This is a genomic window from Lacrimispora sp. (genome assembly GCF_031982545.1).
Classification (GTDB): Bacteria; Bacillota; Clostridia; order Lachnospirales; family Lachnospiraceae; genus Lacrimispora.
Map to the genome: position 1 here is coordinate 31,467 of NZ_DALYXB010000017.1, position 13,727 is coordinate 45,193.

17 protein-coding genes are annotated in these 13,727 nt (G+C 40.9%); 16 read left to right on the top strand and 1 reads right to left on the bottom strand.

The window, feature by feature from the left end; translation table 11 throughout:
- Positions 1 to 56: 56 nt before the first annotated feature.
- From ABS301_RS22835 to ABS301_RS22910, 16 genes are all read left to right on the top strand, one after another.
- Positions 57 to 665 carry a hypothetical protein gene (locus ABS301_RS22835; protein WP_349674377.1) on the top strand — a complete coding sequence of 203 codons (609 nt, stop codon included), beginning with the start codon at positions 57 to 59 and terminating at the stop codon, positions 663 to 665.
- Between the two features lie 345 nt (positions 666 to 1,010).
- Positions 1,011 to 1,211, top strand: coding sequence for a cold-shock protein (locus ABS301_RS22840; RefSeq protein WP_349674378.1), 201 nt, complete (start codon positions 1,011 to 1,013; stop codon positions 1,209 to 1,211).
- A 17-nt stretch (positions 1,212 to 1,228) separates the two neighbouring features.
- A complete protein-coding gene (locus tag ABS301_RS22845; protein WP_349674379.1) occupies positions 1,229 to 1,846 on the top strand; it encodes a hypothetical protein in 618 nt (205 codons plus the stop codon).
- 19 nt (positions 1,847 to 1,865) lie between these two features.
- On the top strand, positions 1,866 to 2,426 hold the full coding sequence (locus tag ABS301_RS22850; protein ID WP_349674380.1) for a hypothetical protein: 561 nt from the start codon (positions 1,866 to 1,868) through the stop codon (positions 2,424 to 2,426).
- A 5-nt stretch (positions 2,427 to 2,431) separates the two neighbouring features.
- Entirely contained in the window at positions 2,432 to 2,632 is a 201-nt protein-coding gene (locus tag ABS301_RS22855; RefSeq protein WP_349674381.1) for a hypothetical protein, read from the top strand.
- 68 nt (positions 2,633 to 2,700) lie between these two features.
- Positions 2,701 to 2,919, top strand: a complete 219-nt coding sequence (locus tag ABS301_RS22860) for a hypothetical protein (protein WP_349674382.1) — start codon at positions 2,701 to 2,703, stop codon at positions 2,917 to 2,919.
- 11 nt (positions 2,920 to 2,930) lie between these two features.
- Positions 2,931 to 3,140: a hypothetical protein gene (locus tag ABS301_RS22865; protein ID WP_349674383.1), complete on the top strand. Its 210-nt coding sequence runs from the start codon at positions 2,931 to 2,933 to the stop codon at positions 3,138 to 3,140.
- A gap of 101 nt (positions 3,141 to 3,241) precedes the next feature.
- Positions 3,242 to 4,207, top strand: a complete 966-nt coding sequence (locus ABS301_RS22870; protein WP_349674384.1) for a sigma-70 family RNA polymerase sigma factor — start codon at positions 3,242 to 3,244, stop codon at positions 4,205 to 4,207.
- 464 nt (positions 4,208 to 4,671) lie between these two features.
- Positions 4,672 to 5,436, top strand: a complete 765-nt coding sequence (locus ABS301_RS22875) for a hypothetical protein (protein ID WP_349674385.1) — start codon at positions 4,672 to 4,674, stop codon at positions 5,434 to 5,436.
- 151 nt (positions 5,437 to 5,587) lie between these two features.
- A complete protein-coding gene (locus tag ABS301_RS22880) occupies positions 5,588 to 6,241 on the top strand; it encodes a hypothetical protein (RefSeq protein WP_349674386.1) in 654 nt (217 codons plus the stop codon).
- A gap of 187 nt (positions 6,242 to 6,428) precedes the next feature.
- Positions 6,429 to 7,862, top strand: coding sequence for a serine/threonine protein kinase (locus ABS301_RS22885; protein WP_349674438.1), 1,434 nt, complete (start codon positions 6,429 to 6,431; stop codon positions 7,860 to 7,862).
- Positions 7,863 to 7,868: 6 nt separating this feature from the next.
- Positions 7,869 to 8,486, top strand: coding sequence for a hypothetical protein (locus tag ABS301_RS22890; RefSeq protein WP_349674387.1), 618 nt, complete (start codon positions 7,869 to 7,871; stop codon positions 8,484 to 8,486).
- A gap of 35 nt (positions 8,487 to 8,521) precedes the next feature.
- Entirely contained in the window at positions 8,522 to 8,764 is a 243-nt protein-coding gene (locus tag ABS301_RS22895; RefSeq protein ID WP_349674388.1) for a hypothetical protein, read from the top strand.
- A gap of 202 nt (positions 8,765 to 8,966) precedes the next feature.
- Positions 8,967 to 10,628, top strand: coding sequence for a glycosyl hydrolase family 18 protein (locus tag ABS301_RS22900; protein WP_349674389.1), 1,662 nt, complete (start codon positions 8,967 to 8,969; stop codon positions 10,626 to 10,628).
- Positions 10,629 to 10,660: 32 nt separating this feature from the next.
- Complete coding sequence (locus ABS301_RS22905) at positions 10,661 to 12,088, top strand: metallophosphoesterase (RefSeq protein ID WP_349674390.1); 1,428 nt, start codon at positions 10,661 to 10,663, stop codon at positions 12,086 to 12,088.
- 106 nt (positions 12,089 to 12,194) lie between these two features.
- Positions 12,195 to 12,866 carry an N-acetylmuramoyl-L-alanine amidase gene (locus ABS301_RS22910; RefSeq protein WP_502877998.1) on the top strand — a complete coding sequence of 224 codons (672 nt, stop codon included), beginning with the start codon at positions 12,195 to 12,197 and terminating at the stop codon, positions 12,864 to 12,866.
- 64 nt (positions 12,867 to 12,930) lie between these two features.
- Here ABS301_RS22910 and ABS301_RS22915 read toward each other — a convergent pair whose 3' ends face one another.
- Positions 12,931 to 13,644 carry a hypothetical protein gene (locus ABS301_RS22915; RefSeq protein ID WP_349674392.1) on the bottom strand — a complete coding sequence of 238 codons (714 nt, stop codon included), beginning with the start codon at positions 13,642 to 13,644 and terminating at the stop codon, positions 12,931 to 12,933.
- Positions 13,645 to 13,727: the final 83 nt, after the last annotated feature.

Below are 13,727 nucleotides of genomic sequence, written 5' to 3' on the forward strand. Positions count from 1 at the left end.
CAAAACATGGTGCTTCCCTTTTTGAGGTTTTACTAAATTCGCATGGAGGAAAATACATGAATGAACTATTTGAATGGATTGGAAAAGTAGTACTTTCAGTTGGAGGAGCCGGAGTAATAATTATATCAATATCCACATTTTTGGCAAAGTTCTGGACAGATTACTACATGAAGAAGGTAACAGCAAGGTATGACAAAGAAATGGAAGAATATAAGGCACAGCTTACGGCAGAGCTTAATAAGATTAAGGTAATGAATGACTTATCATACGAAAAAAAACGGCTGGCATTTGAAATGAAATTACCCATTTTTAAAGAAATTGTGCCACTGGCAGTAAAAGTAATAGAAGGTTCTCTAGGGATTGGGATCTGTTTAGAGGTAAAGAATAAAGATAGTGATTATAGTATTCCTGATGATGTTTGCGATAGAGTAGAAAGAGACTGGAATGAATATAGAAATCTATATATAACCTATGCAGGATTTATACCTGCAGAAATATATGAATGTTTTAGTAAGATTGGTAATGACTATGTGGTTTTCTCTGTCGAGGTAATGAAGAATAGAGATAAACACACATATTATACAGATGAGCTTAACCCAAAATTAAAAAATTTAAAGTTAGATAAAGAGATGTTGTTGAAGTTGGTAAGAGACTATTTAGAATAAAAGTGTCAAACAGAATTTTGATGCAAACGGTTAATAGGTTTATTAATAATCTAAACGATCAAAAATAGGTTGGTTTATAGCATGATCGAGCTAAAATGGTCCGTTTTTATACTCTGATAATTGTATATAAAAATGGTTGTAAAGCTGATGAAACCTAGCTTTCCGCTTGCATACCCCCTCCCCATCTGTTATAATAACTATAAGCAAACAAAATATTGACGAGTACCCCAGGTGACAGCCTGGAAGCCATAATAAGGCGTGGGAATAGCGATTCATCAAATTGATGGTTCGTTGTTCCTGCGTCTTTTTTTGTTTGCATAATTCAGAGAGGAAGGAGTGGAAGGAATGTTTACCGGAAAAGTAGAATGGTTCGATCAGAAGAAGGGTTACGGCTTCATAGCCGGATCAGACGGAAAGAATGCGTTCGTGCATTATTCAGATATTTTAACTGATGGATATAAGACTTTAGAAACTGGCCAGAGTGTCAGCTATGATGTGGAGCAGACGATGAAAGGCTCCAAGGCAATTAATGTAGTGATCCAGTAGGAAAGGAAGGATATACAATGGGTAAGAAAACAGAGTTAATCAATCTTTTTAAGGAATTCAAGAACCGATATGAAACGGTGCAAGCCCAGGTGGCACAGATACAAAGGAATGTAGCCTATACGGAGATCGGCAGGGAGCAGGCAGTGAAGCAGCTTCTTGACAGTTTTGCCCCTACAGTAAAGCTCTATCATGATAAGGCAATAGCAGCCATTGACCAGGGGCTTGAAGGACTGGCGGAGCGGTGGAAGAAGGGCAGCACCGGGAAACTCTTTGATGCCGGATACCAGGCAGGACTTACCAATGTGGTGAAGATGTTGGAAATGGGAGCCGTTACCGAAAAAGAGGACGTACAGAACATCATTGATACATACACAGGAGATTATAGTGCCCTGGCGCTTATTAAAACGGTCCTGGCTAAGAGTGAAAACATAGCCTTGAAAGATTGCGCCCTTCTGATCCCGGCAGATAATCGGGAGTATAACAGGCGGCTCCTGGGGCAGCTCCGGGACAATGTGGATCAGAGCATGAACATTTATACTTTCAATCAAGGATTGGCCAGTGTTTCAATGTCCATGGACAGCTTTGTACAGTTCGTAACGGACCGCCTGGGGGATAACCTGGAATTGATTGCTTAGAGAAGGAGAGGAAAATAATATGGTTAAGTTTGTAGAAGAGATTAGGAAGATTATAAGAGAATTCAATGCGCTGCGTGAAGCCATGAAAGAAAAGACAGCTTCCATCATGAAGGATGAGCGTTATTCCGATGATTTTAAGCGCACTCTGATTACACAGGAGAAACAGGCCTGTAAGGCGATCCAGGAGGAGCTTATTTCAAAGGCTAAGAAGATCACAGAGGACGCAAAGAATGAGTTGTTGAAGGGTAAGACGGTAGGAGCCAGGGATCAGGCTTTCGATATAAAGTTGAACAATGCCCTGCAGCTCCTTAAGACTATCGGGGATTCCATGACCCTTGAAGAACTTACCGAGTTGGTAGAACCGTTCCGGCAGGACTACTATACCATGAACTTGCTGCGGAAAGTATTTGTGAAAGGGAATATCCAGGGCGTGATGGAGATATTTGGAATTGACAGGATTGACCACAATGTATCAGCCATGGACGATCTTATGAAGCATGTATCCCAGGAGTTTAACCGGGACATTGAACAGGCAGATACCATGCGGTTACTGATAACATTAGAGATTATGAAGGAGTGATGAATATGACCTATAAAGATTATACAAACCCGGAAACAGGAGAGAGATACATTAATGGTGTATATGTGGGAATAAGACACGGCGGTGCGTTAAGGGATGCGTTAGCACCTGATTCAGATGGGTATGACCACCTAAGAAAGATCAATCGTTCTGGATCAATGCTGCAGGATGCAGCTGGAAGAAATAACGAGCCATTAGACGAATAAGAGGAGCGCCCCGGACTTTCCCTGTGATTGCCTGGGGCGTTTCTGCCATGGAAGGTAGGATAAGGCACATGGATAAGATAGATCGGTTAATTATGAGAGCTCTTCCCAAGGTAAGAATTGTTGAGCGTTTGAGAAAAGATAATCCATACATGGGTAAATCCTGTTCGGAGCTCCTGGAGCTTCTTTCCGGAGAGAATTATCAGGCTCCGGAAATGAAGACCCAGGAATGGGATAAGTTCATGTATGCGATTGTGCACTCTTCCGGTGAGGGAGGATTAACAGAATGAGAGGTGATTAGATGGCACATATAAGACTTAAGACCGGGACGGCCACGGAGGTACGCCGAACGCTTTCCAGGGTGATGAATATGGCTGTTAACGGTGAAATAGATAACAAGACAGCCAACACCATTATACTTGGCTGCAATGCGGTATTGTCTGCGATCCGAACAGACGAGCAGCAGAAAAAGCTTGATGAATTGGAGCGAATTCTCAGTCAGACAAGGTAAGGCATTTATAGTATTGAAGCCCGGACAAAGCCCGGAGAATTAACGAACAGAGAGCGAACAAAGGAATCGAAGCAAGAACGAAGCAAGGGGGAGATTAGGACATGACCAACGAGCAACTTGTAATCAGGATTAAAGCCGGGATTGATTCGGCAGATAATATGCTTGCTTTGTATGAGCAGGTAAAAGCCTTTATTCATTCTATCGCCTGGAAGCACCGGGGACTGGGAGAGGTAGAGGATTTAGAGCAGGAAGGGTATCTTGCCCTGTATGATGCCATAGACGGCTATGACCCGGACACCGGGAATAAGTTCCTTACCTATGCAGAGTATTGGATCAGACAGCGCATTGTGAGGTACATAGAACGGAATTCTTCTTCCCTGCGTCTTTCCTTTCAAAGTCAGGCACGTTTACGGCAGTATAAGCGGCTTTGTGATTCCTTCATGAAAGAATATGGACGGGAGCCGTCAGAAGCCGAAACAGCCGCCCACATGGGCTTAAGTATAGATCAGGTTAGAGATATCCATAAGAACGCCTGTACGGCGAATTTGGGAAGCCTGGACGCTCCTATAAAGGGATTTGAAGAGGAAGGGATTACTGTAATTGATGGAGTTGCTTCCGGTGAGGATATGGAAGGGGATGCACTTGATCGGCTGCAGCATGAGCAGCTTAAGGCGGTATTATGGGAATGTGTGGACAGCTTACATGGACGGCAGCCGGAAGTGATCCGGAAGCGGTACCAGGATAACATGACCATGAGAGCGGTCGGAAGGGTATACGGCGTTTCCTGTGAAGCGATCCGTCAAGATGAAGCCCAGGCCATGAGAGAGTTGCGGAAGCCGAAGAACTCAAAGAGGTTAAGGCAGTTCTTGCCGGAAGAAGATCGTATTTATAGCATGGGGCTTGTTGGGAATGGTGTGGATCGGTTTAATAGAACCTGGACCAGTTCCACGGAACGGGCAGTCATTGTAAGGGATGAATTGGCTGAGCGGATGGAAGAGCATAAGCGGTGGCTTGAAGAGTTGCGACGGTCGCAACAGGAAAGGAAGGGAAGAAGTACTGCACTGTAAAGGATCTTCACTTAATGAATCCCCCCGTTCGCCTTTGATGGCGAGTCTGTAATAAGGTTCAACATGATGAAGAGCCAAACATGATGTCCGACAAATTATCGGGTATAAATATGACGTAGAATCCAGGCATTCAACATTAGCATTGATTGGGGGATCATAAAGTGGACACCCTTGGCCGTTCGTACCTGGGGAAGAGCGTAGGAACCTTTTAAGGGTTGTTATGGGGGAAAGGGGCGGTACTTTGTGGTTGATGGGAGACTGCAGGAGGTTTTCGTCATGAAGGACGAGAACTGCGCGACCACCGAAAGAAACTCAATAACGAATCGTTATCTATTTGGATTATGGACGGTCCTAGTAATTTTCTAAAAGTAGTAATCATAACTGATAAATGGTACACCTGTCGAAAGATGGGTGTTTTCTTTTGGAAATTTTTGGTATATAATTAATAAAGAGGGGGCGTAGAAATGTTAAATAAAATAGTTGCCAATCCGGTAGGTTTATCAATAATAACTGGTATAATAACCTTTATCATAACATGGCCAATTAACAATTGGTTGACCAAGAAAACTAGTAAAGCAGAATATTTTGATCGAGTCGGAAAAGCGAATTTGAAAATACTTGAAACATGTACAGATTACATAATAATGGAGAAGACTGTAAAAGATAAAATTTTTGCAACAATTATTAAGGGTATATGCATTCAAAATAAAATAAACGAAGAAGATGCATACACGGTTCAAAGCGTGAAAGCTATATTGGTAAAAGATTTTGTCAATATGAGATTAATCTCAGATGACGTAAAAAAAGAAATAATATATGGTTTGTGTGAGCGACCACAAGTGGAAGAAAAAGAAGATATTATTGTTGAAAAAATTATACATCAAGAAGCAATCAGAAGTAAAAATGAAATGTTTACTAGCTTAATAACTATAATGGTGACTATGCTTACGGTTACATTAACATTCTTTACAGGTTTTGATGGTCTAAAACCAATTAAGTGGGTAGAAAATATTTCAATTGAATGGGTATTTATAATAACAATAGTAATTATCTGTATAGAAACAATAGTGTTCTTATACTTGAATTTACGAAGAAAAAGACGTAATCATGGAATGTTTTATGAGCAGTTTGAGAATAGTTACGTAAAAAAGTTAAGTGCAGATGCGTCAAATCAAGCTAACCAATATCAATCAATAAGTGATGATTCGCAAGAACTGAAAAAAGAATAGAAGAATGTGTGTATTGAAAATGGTTATCCCAAGACGTCTTTTTTTCTTTTATTAAATAATCAAAATCTCAGAAGCGGCCAACCCGTCTCTTCACTTTTAGTAAGTTTTGGTGTATTATGGAGGGAAAAGGTGTAAAGGAGATGAGTTACAAATGAAGAGAAATGAAAAATTATTTATTTTTATTAGCATTACAATAGACGTTTTTCTTACTTTTTTATTATCACGTGCCAATATGATTGGGCTGTTATATATTGTATTGCTTTTCTTGGTTATGGTAGAATTTAATATGTATAGATCATTTTTTGTAAGAGTAAGTAATGCCAGTTATTCGCAAATTGAAAAATTATACCGAGATAAAAAAAATAGGTATAAAGGGCTATATACATATTTTTCAGAATTATGTAAAGAATTAGATGTAGAAGATAAATTTTTAATACGTACAATCAAAATTAATAACGCCACTGATAAATTATCTATACCTTTTATTGCAGTAATGTTTACTCTGTTTAAACTTCTATATGATAATTTCGAAAAAATATTAATATCATTTGCAAATATAATGTGTGATTTACGTAATTGTGAAATTACAGAAAGCATTCACACGATGATAAAAAATAGTTTTGGTGTGTTCTGTTTTTTTACCCTTTTCTATCTTATGTTTTTATTTAGAAGTATGGTTCATTCAGTAGCAATAAAAAATTATGTTAATAATGTAATCGAAGATGTGGAACGCGACAGATGCACTTATAATAGCCATGGAATATCCAACAATGAGATAATTATAAACAGCTTGGAGAGAGAGTAAAATATCTTTCAATCTAAAATAAACGCGAATATATAGGCGGGTATCCGACATTCCGGGCCCGCCTTTGTGGTACTAAAATGGTACTACAAAATAAGCACATATTTCTTGACTCGCCATTTTTAACAAAAATATCAACTAATCACGTTCATAAACAGGCTTTTCAGAGCGTTACATACTTGGTCGAAAACTGTTTGGAAAATATCAACTATGCGGTATCTTGGGAACCGGTCGGGAAGGAACAGTTTTTCTGGCGGTTCATCTTGGGCTTGAGGAATACAGGGCAGTGAAACGTGTATCCAAAAGCTTTCTCAATTATGAACAATTCAGGCGTGAAGCATTAATTTTAAAGGAGCTGCGCCATCCTGGTATTCCCATTATATATGACGTAGAAGAAGATGAAAGTTATAGTTATTTAATTGAAGAGTATTTGGAAGGAGATTCCTTATATGATCTTGTGAAAAAACAGGGTCATCTGTCGCGGGAGCTGACCATTTTCTATGGAATTCAGCTTGCCAGCATCATTAATTACCTGCATCTCGCAGGAACAACCCCTATCTTACATTTAGATTTACAGCCGAAAAACCTGTTATTATGCCATGATACCATTAAACTCATTGACTTTGGACTGGCTGCATCGTTAAAAGAAGCAAATAAACCGGGAGAACGTTATGGTACGGTGGGCTGCGCTGCACCGGAACAATATGAGGCAGAAGCAGTGCTTGATGAAAGAACAGATATTTATGCCATTGGCACGATCCTTTGTTATCTGTACACTGGGAAATTTCCTGAGCTGCCTTTTATACCAGTATCGTCCATGGATCGGGGGCTGGCAGCAGTTATCGGGCAATGTATCTGTAAGGAAAAAGAAAACAGGTATTCAACGGCGCAGGAGCTTATGGAACAGCTCCGTCGGTTAAAAGAAACGGAAACGGATGCAAAAAAACGTCTGCAATCATCATCTCTTACAATTGCTCTTTCAGGGAGCAAATCTGGGGCAGGAACAACCCACATAGGAATCGGCCTGTCTGTCTACCTTAAAAATCAAGGAATTCCCAATTTATTGGAAGAAAAACAGGACTCTTTTATGGGAGCCGGTCTTTTTAAATTCACGAAGGCAAAGCGTGACAGCTATGGTTTGCTGCATTATAGAAACTTAATTATAAAGCCATATTACGGAGCGGGAGTGAAGTTAAAGGATCCACCCTTTCAGGTGCATCTGATGGATTGGGGAGAGAATTTAAGCCAGGCGATTAGTATGGCACCTGATGCTGTAATACTGGTGTGTGATGCCAGTATATGGAATCAGATTCATGCCTTTGAAGCTGTGGAAGAAGTAACAAGATCCGGGATCCCCTATGCCGTCATATACAATCATTGGACGATTGATAAAAAAATCTGTATCCCGAAAGGTGCACAAGCATCCGTTTTTTTTCGAGCCCCATTTTTCTCTGATCCATTTACAATCAGTAATGAACTGGAGACTTTTTTTCAGGCTGTCACCAATGAAATCCTGGCGGAAACCCGGGGAGGAGGAAGATGGGATTTATCAGTTATGCGCTGGGGAAAAAATGTGATGAAAAAATTAAGGATAAAGGAACGCTGTCTGCAAGGAAAGGGTTAAACTTCTATGAAGAAATTTGCTAAAAGAAGCTGGAAACTGGGTAACCCGTTTGGTAAAGTCGAGACCCCTGAATTGATAGGTATTATTGGTACCGGAAGAGGGACCGGAGTGACTCATTTTTCAATCATGACAGCCGGATATTTATCTGGTGTGATGAGAATGCGGTGTGCAGTTTTGGAATGGAATCATCATGAGACCTTTTCGTGTATGGGGTCTGCCTGTTCCAGTGAAAAAGAAGGTGAAAACCCGTTTCGGGTGCTAGAGACAGATTATTTTGGAAAAGCGGGGATTGATACACTGTTGTTGTGTAAAAAGTCCGGTTATCATGCTGTAATTGTGGATTATGGGACTGCAAAGGAAGGCAATCTGGAGGAGTTTTTTCGATGCAGCAGGCAATTTGTAATAGGAAGTCTTAGTGAGTGGCAGATTGGTGAGTTTCTGGAATTTGAGAAGAGGGGGATAAAAACGGAGAAAAGCTGGGACAGCCTGGTATCATTTGGCAGTGAAGAAGCGAGAACAAGTCTGGAAAAAAGATTAAAAGTTCCGGTCAGAAGAATTCCGTTTTCCATAGATCCATTTTCTGTCACTTCTGAGACCATTAGTTTTTACGAACAATTATTTTAAAAATACGAAAGATAAAACGGCGGGGAGATAGCAATATGAGTAAAGAAGACAGTGGTATATGGAAAGAAGGTAAAAGAGACCAGTATCTGGAAGGACTGAAAAGGTACAGAAATAAGGGGGTTCCCATTGTGATCGACGGTGAGGAACTGCCGGAGACAGACTGGGAAAGAATATTTGAAATAAGGGAGGATGACAGCTTTTATATGGCAGACTATGTTCCTGATGAGGAGACCGGTAAACTGCAGGAAATCAGATTTGACCGTGTCTACAACCGGTAATTTTAGGAAACATGGTATGAGGGGCGCGTCAGCGGATTCCATCTTCAGCCCGGAGAGAATGAATTTATGCGCGTCAGGGAGGGACAGGGGAATCGGAATGTAATGAAAATGTAAATTCCAAAAAGAAAGAAGTATGATATAATCTAAAAGATATTACAGAAATGAGTTCATAAGATATGATCCATAAGCAGGAGGAAAACAGATGAAGAGGAAAGCAGTGCCGGTTATGGTGGCGCTGGGATTGATTTTGCTGGTTCTGGCCGGTTTTTTCGGAGTCCGGTTTTTGGAACGGTATATTCCATCCAGTGAGCAGGCAGATTTGACTGAGATTTTTGGGGTCACAGGGGATGAGGTAGCAGTTTTTTTAAATGAGAATCTTCAGGAAACCAAAGGTCTTTTTGTAGAGGATCAGACCTACCTTCCCATCAGTTGGATCAATGAAAATTTAAATGAGCGTTTTTACTGGGACAGCAATGAGAAGCTGCTTGTGTATACGCTTCCGGATTCCATTGTTTATGCAGACCAGAATACAAAAGGTTCTTCCGGAAAATCACTGATTCTGGAGAAAGGGGATACTGTGTATTTATCCCTGGGCCTTATTGCTAACTATACAGATGCTGAGTTTACCGCGTATGATTCAGCCGTAAATAAGCGGGTGTTTATCAATAATAACTGGACAGATAAAGAACGGGCTACAGTTGTTAAAGACGGTAACGTGCGTATCAAGGGGGGAGTCAGGAGTGCCATTGCAACTCATGTGAATGAGGGCAGCAAAGTGACGGTTCTGGATTCCATGGACAAATGGGATAAAATCAGAACAGAGGACGGCTTTATTGGCTATGTAGAACGCAGACGCCTTGGAGAAACGCAAAAAGAGGCTTCTGTAAGTACTTTTATAAAGCCGGTTTATAAGAATATAACCATGGATCAGCCGGTTTGCCTGGTATGGCATCAGGTTACCTCGGCAGAGGGAAATGCTACCTTTGACAGTCTGATTGCCAATACCGCTGGGGTTAACGTAATTTCGCCAACATGGTACGAACTAACCGATAATGAAGGTGGTTTTCATTCCCTGGCTGATGCGGGGTATGTAAAAAAGGCTCATGAAAAAGGATTGAAGGTCTGGGCACTGATTAATAATTTCAGTTCAGATGTGAATACGGAGATCCTGATGTCTAAAACATCAACCAGGAAGAAACTGATTGATGCCCTGATGACAGAGGCAAAGACCTATGGATTTGACGGCATTAATCTGGACTTTGAAGGCATAAAAGAGGAAGCGGGTTCCCATTACATTCAGTTTATCAGAGAGCTGTCCATCCCATGCAGAGAGAAGGGTCTTGTCCTGTCTGTGGATAATTACGTGCCCGTTGCAGGAAATGAGTTTTATAACCGGAAGGAGCAGGGGATTGTAGCCGATTATGTGATCATTATGGGTTATGATGAACATTATGCAGGCGGAGAGGCCGGATCTGTGTCTTCTATTCAATATGTGGAAGATGGAATTAAGAATACACTAAAAGTTGTTCCCAAGGAAAAGGTTATTAATGGTATCCCTTTTTACACCAGAATCTGGACGGAAGGAACAGATGGAAAGACTTCATCCTCTGCCATTGGTATCGCAAAATCCAAAGAATGGGTTACGAAAAATGATGTAAAACTGTACTGGCAGGAAGAGTTGGGACAGTATTACGGAGAACTTCAGACAGAAGAAGGCAAAAAGACCGTGTGGCTTGAGGAAGAACGTTCCATCGGTCTGAAGATGAATTTGATCCGTCAGTACGATCTGGCAGGTGTGGCATGCTGGAAGCTGGGATTTGAGCCGGCTGATTTGTGGGATGAAGTACGGCTTGACAAGGAATAACAGAAGAAAGGGATAGGCAGTAAGGTCAGTTTATGAAAAAGAGGGTATTATTGGCAGCATTGGCGGCTGCAGTTTGTGTAACTTCAGGCTGCTCTTTTAAAAAAGGAGCACAGGAACTTACGCAGCAAGAGAGTACGGCGCAGCCGGAGACAACCGTTACACAAGTACAGACACCTTCCACAGCACAGGTCCCTGATACCTCCGGGGAATCTTCGCCTGAACAAACTCAGGCACTTGAGGAAGGAACCGCCAGGATAATAATAGCTACAGATATTCATTATCTGGCCAGAGATTTAACCGATATGCAGATGAGTTATGAATATACGGCTGATCACGGAGATGGCAAAGTAATGAAATATATCTGGGAAATTACAGATGCGTTCATTGAAGAGGTGAAAACAGAAAAGCCGGATCTGGTAATATTAGAGGGAGATTTAACTTATAACGGAGAGCGGGATAGCCATATAGAACTTGCCAGTAAACTGGAGGCCATAGAAGAAGCTGGAATTCCTGTAATCGTTATTCCTGGAAACCATGATATTAATAATCCTGATGCCTGTCGGTTTGAGGGAGAGTCCATAGTCAGTACGGAGAGTATTACACCAGAAGAATTTGAAGAGATTTATGACGAATTTGGATATAGTGAGGCGGTGAGCCGGGACCCGGCTTCCCTAAGCTATGTATACCAGATCAATGATAAAACCAGAGCTCTGATGCTTGACAGCTGCCAGTATGACCCCAAGAATCTGGTCGGCGGCATGATAAAGGATGATACATACACCTGGATTGAAGAGCAGATGGAAGAGGCCTGGAATCTGGGGATGAAAGTGATTCCTGTGGCCCATCATAATTTACTTGATGAAAGTGAAGTTTATCTTCAGGATTGTACCATTGAGCACAGTGAACAGCTCATTGATCAGCTGGAGAGCTGGGAAGTTCCTTTATTTTTAAGCGGACATCTTCATGTTCAGCATTATAAGAGATCCCATGGCGATTCTGGAATTTATGAAATAGTGACAGGCTCTTTGTCTACCCCTCCATGTTTATATGGAATTCTGGAGTATGGACCGGAAGGAACCTTTAACTACCATACGAAGTCTCTTGATATGAAAGCCTGGGCGGAGAAAACAGGAAATAAGGACAAGAATCTTTTGAATTTCAGTAATTATGGTAAAAAGTATTTAAGTAAAGTATTTTATAATCAGGCTCAGGATGAGTTTAATAGCTTAAACACCCTTCAGGGTCTGACGGAAAGTCAACGAGATATGATGGCTAAGGTATACGCAGAACTGAATTCTGCGTGTTATGAAGGTAAAGTAGCGGATATCCGTGAGAAGGTCATGGCAAAAAAGGGATATAAATTATGGCAGGATGAGGGGTATCCCAGTATTTTATCCCAGTATCTGGAGTGGATCACTGCAGATGGCGGCAGAGATTATAACACATTAAGCGTTAAATAAAAGGAAAGTCACTTGTACCGGTTCTTTTTTAATTCACCAAAAAGTATAATTCATTAAGAACGTGAATCGGGTAAAGAGCGTGAAATTAAAAAAATGGGAACCGTTCATGGCGGTGATTTTGCTGATATTGGTTTATGTTATATCGAGCCAGGCGGGAAAGATGGCAGCAGTAAATAACGCCCCATCTGCACAAAAGAATCGGCCTGTGGTAGTAATTGATGCAGGCCACGGGGGGAATGATCCTGGAAAGATCGGGATTGACGGTACTCTGGAAAAAGATATTAATTTGCAGATTACCATGAAACTGAAAAAGTATCTGGAAGCATCGGATGTGGATGTTGTTCTTACCAGAGATGATGACAATGGACTGTATTCAGCCAGGGACAACAGAAAAAAGATGGCGGATATGACCAAACGGTGTGATATCATCAATAAAACCAAGCCTGCATTGACTGTAAGCATCCATCAAAACAGTTATCATCAGGAGGAAATCTCCGGAGGTCAGGTGTTTTATTATAAAAAGTCAGAAAAAGGAAAAAAGCTTGCTGAAACCATACAGGAACGGTTCGATTTTTTATTGGGGGATAAGAATACAAGACTTGCAAAACCCAATGACAATTATTACCTGCTGCTTCATGTGAGGACACCGATTGTAATCGTGGAATGCGGATTCTTAACCAATAGCAGGGAATCAAAGCTTTTGAATGATGAAGATTACCAGGACCGGGTAGCGTGGACCATACATATGGGAATCATGAGCTATTTAAATGATAACTAAATATATAAAAAAACGGGAACCTTTGTCTTACAGGTTCCTGTTTTTGTCTTTTGAGAGATAAATACTATTCCGACTGGAAACCGGTTTCTTTCTCAGTTTCTGGTTTCGTTTCAGTGCCATCTGCAGCGTTATTTGTCTGCGCTACAGCAGTCTTATTTATTTCCCCAATTTTCTCTGAAGTTTGTGCAGTTAATTGTTCGGATCTGCTTTGCAGCCTGGATACATCCGCAATTTTCTGTTCTGTATTTCCGTAACCATGTTTGATCTCACTTTTTAAGACATTGATTTTTCCATCAATTCTGTCTTTTGCTGAGGAGATTACTTCTGCCTGGGAGACACCGGAAGATAATTTTGTGATCACATTCATCTGCTCCGACTGTGCTTCTTCTTTAGACTTTGGCTTTTTATAAATGTGACCTGTCTTATCATCGGAATCAGATTCCGATTTATCTGATTCATCCGCCTGAAGCTGTGCAATCTGATCATCAATGGCTTTTAGCTGTTTCTCAAATTCTTTCAGTTTTTCATTCATGCTATCTGTGCCGTTTGCCTGATCGGAATCCAGCATCGACTGTTTTTGTTCCAGAATCATTTGCTTCTGATCCATCAGCTGCTTCAGCATACTTTGTTTTTTCCCAGCAGGAGAAATTGATACATCATCGGTTTGCTTGCTTTCCTTACTTTTGCCGTATATTGCCTCATATTTATTGTTAGCAGAACGGTTGATGGAAGCAATATTTATTTTTGCCGATTGATTTTCCATTTTACCAATATACATCTCATACCCTCCTTATGTACTATTTATTTATTCGGCAGATGGAGGGAGAATATAATTATATTGGCGCAGACGGTATCGATTAT

Excerpts from the sequence above, each read along its gene's own strand:
- ABS301_RS22850 (WP_349674380.1), top strand. The coding sequence starts at position 1,866 with ATGGTTAAGTTTGTAGAAGAGATTAGGAAGATTATAAGAGAATTCAAT.
- ABS301_RS22895 (WP_349674388.1), top strand. The coding sequence starts at position 8,522 with ATGAGTAAAGAAGACAGTGGTATATGGAAAGAAGGTAAAAGAGACCAG.
- ABS301_RS22870 (WP_349674384.1), top strand. The coding sequence starts at position 3,242 with ATGACCAACGAGCAACTTGTAATCAGGATTAAAGCCGGGATTGATTCG.
- ABS301_RS22865 (WP_349674383.1), top strand. The coding sequence starts at position 2,931 with ATGGCACATATAAGACTTAAGACCGGGACGGCCACGGAGGTACGCCGA.
- ABS301_RS22915 (WP_349674392.1), bottom strand. The coding sequence starts at position 13,644 with ATGTATATTGGTAAAATGGAAAATCAATCGGCAAAAATAAATATTGCT.
- ABS301_RS22875 (WP_349674385.1), top strand. The coding sequence starts at position 4,672 with ATGTTAAATAAAATAGTTGCCAATCCGGTAGGTTTATCAATAATAACT.
- ABS301_RS22845 (WP_349674379.1), top strand. The coding sequence starts at position 1,229 with ATGGGTAAGAAAACAGAGTTAATCAATCTTTTTAAGGAATTCAAGAAC.
- ABS301_RS22840 (WP_349674378.1), top strand. The coding sequence starts at position 1,011 with ATGTTTACCGGAAAAGTAGAATGGTTCGATCAGAAGAAGGGTTACGGC.
- ABS301_RS22880 (WP_349674386.1), top strand. The coding sequence starts at position 5,588 with ATGAAGAGAAATGAAAAATTATTTATTTTTATTAGCATTACAATAGAC.
- ABS301_RS22835 (WP_349674377.1), top strand. The coding sequence starts at position 57 with ATGAATGAACTATTTGAATGGATTGGAAAAGTAGTACTTTCAGTTGGA.
- ABS301_RS22890 (WP_349674387.1), top strand. The coding sequence starts at position 7,869 with ATGAAGAAATTTGCTAAAAGAAGCTGGAAACTGGGTAACCCGTTTGGT.
- ABS301_RS22910 (WP_502877998.1), top strand. The coding sequence starts at position 12,195 with ATGGCGGTGATTTTGCTGATATTGGTTTATGTTATATCGAGCCAGGCG.
- ABS301_RS22905 (WP_349674390.1), top strand. The coding sequence starts at position 10,661 with ATGAAAAAGAGGGTATTATTGGCAGCATTGGCGGCTGCAGTTTGTGTA.
- ABS301_RS22860 (WP_349674382.1), top strand. The coding sequence starts at position 2,701 with ATGGATAAGATAGATCGGTTAATTATGAGAGCTCTTCCCAAGGTAAGA.
- ABS301_RS22900 (WP_349674389.1), top strand. The coding sequence starts at position 8,967 with ATGAAGAGGAAAGCAGTGCCGGTTATGGTGGCGCTGGGATTGATTTTG.
- ABS301_RS22855 (WP_349674381.1), top strand. The coding sequence starts at position 2,432 with ATGACCTATAAAGATTATACAAACCCGGAAACAGGAGAGAGATACATT.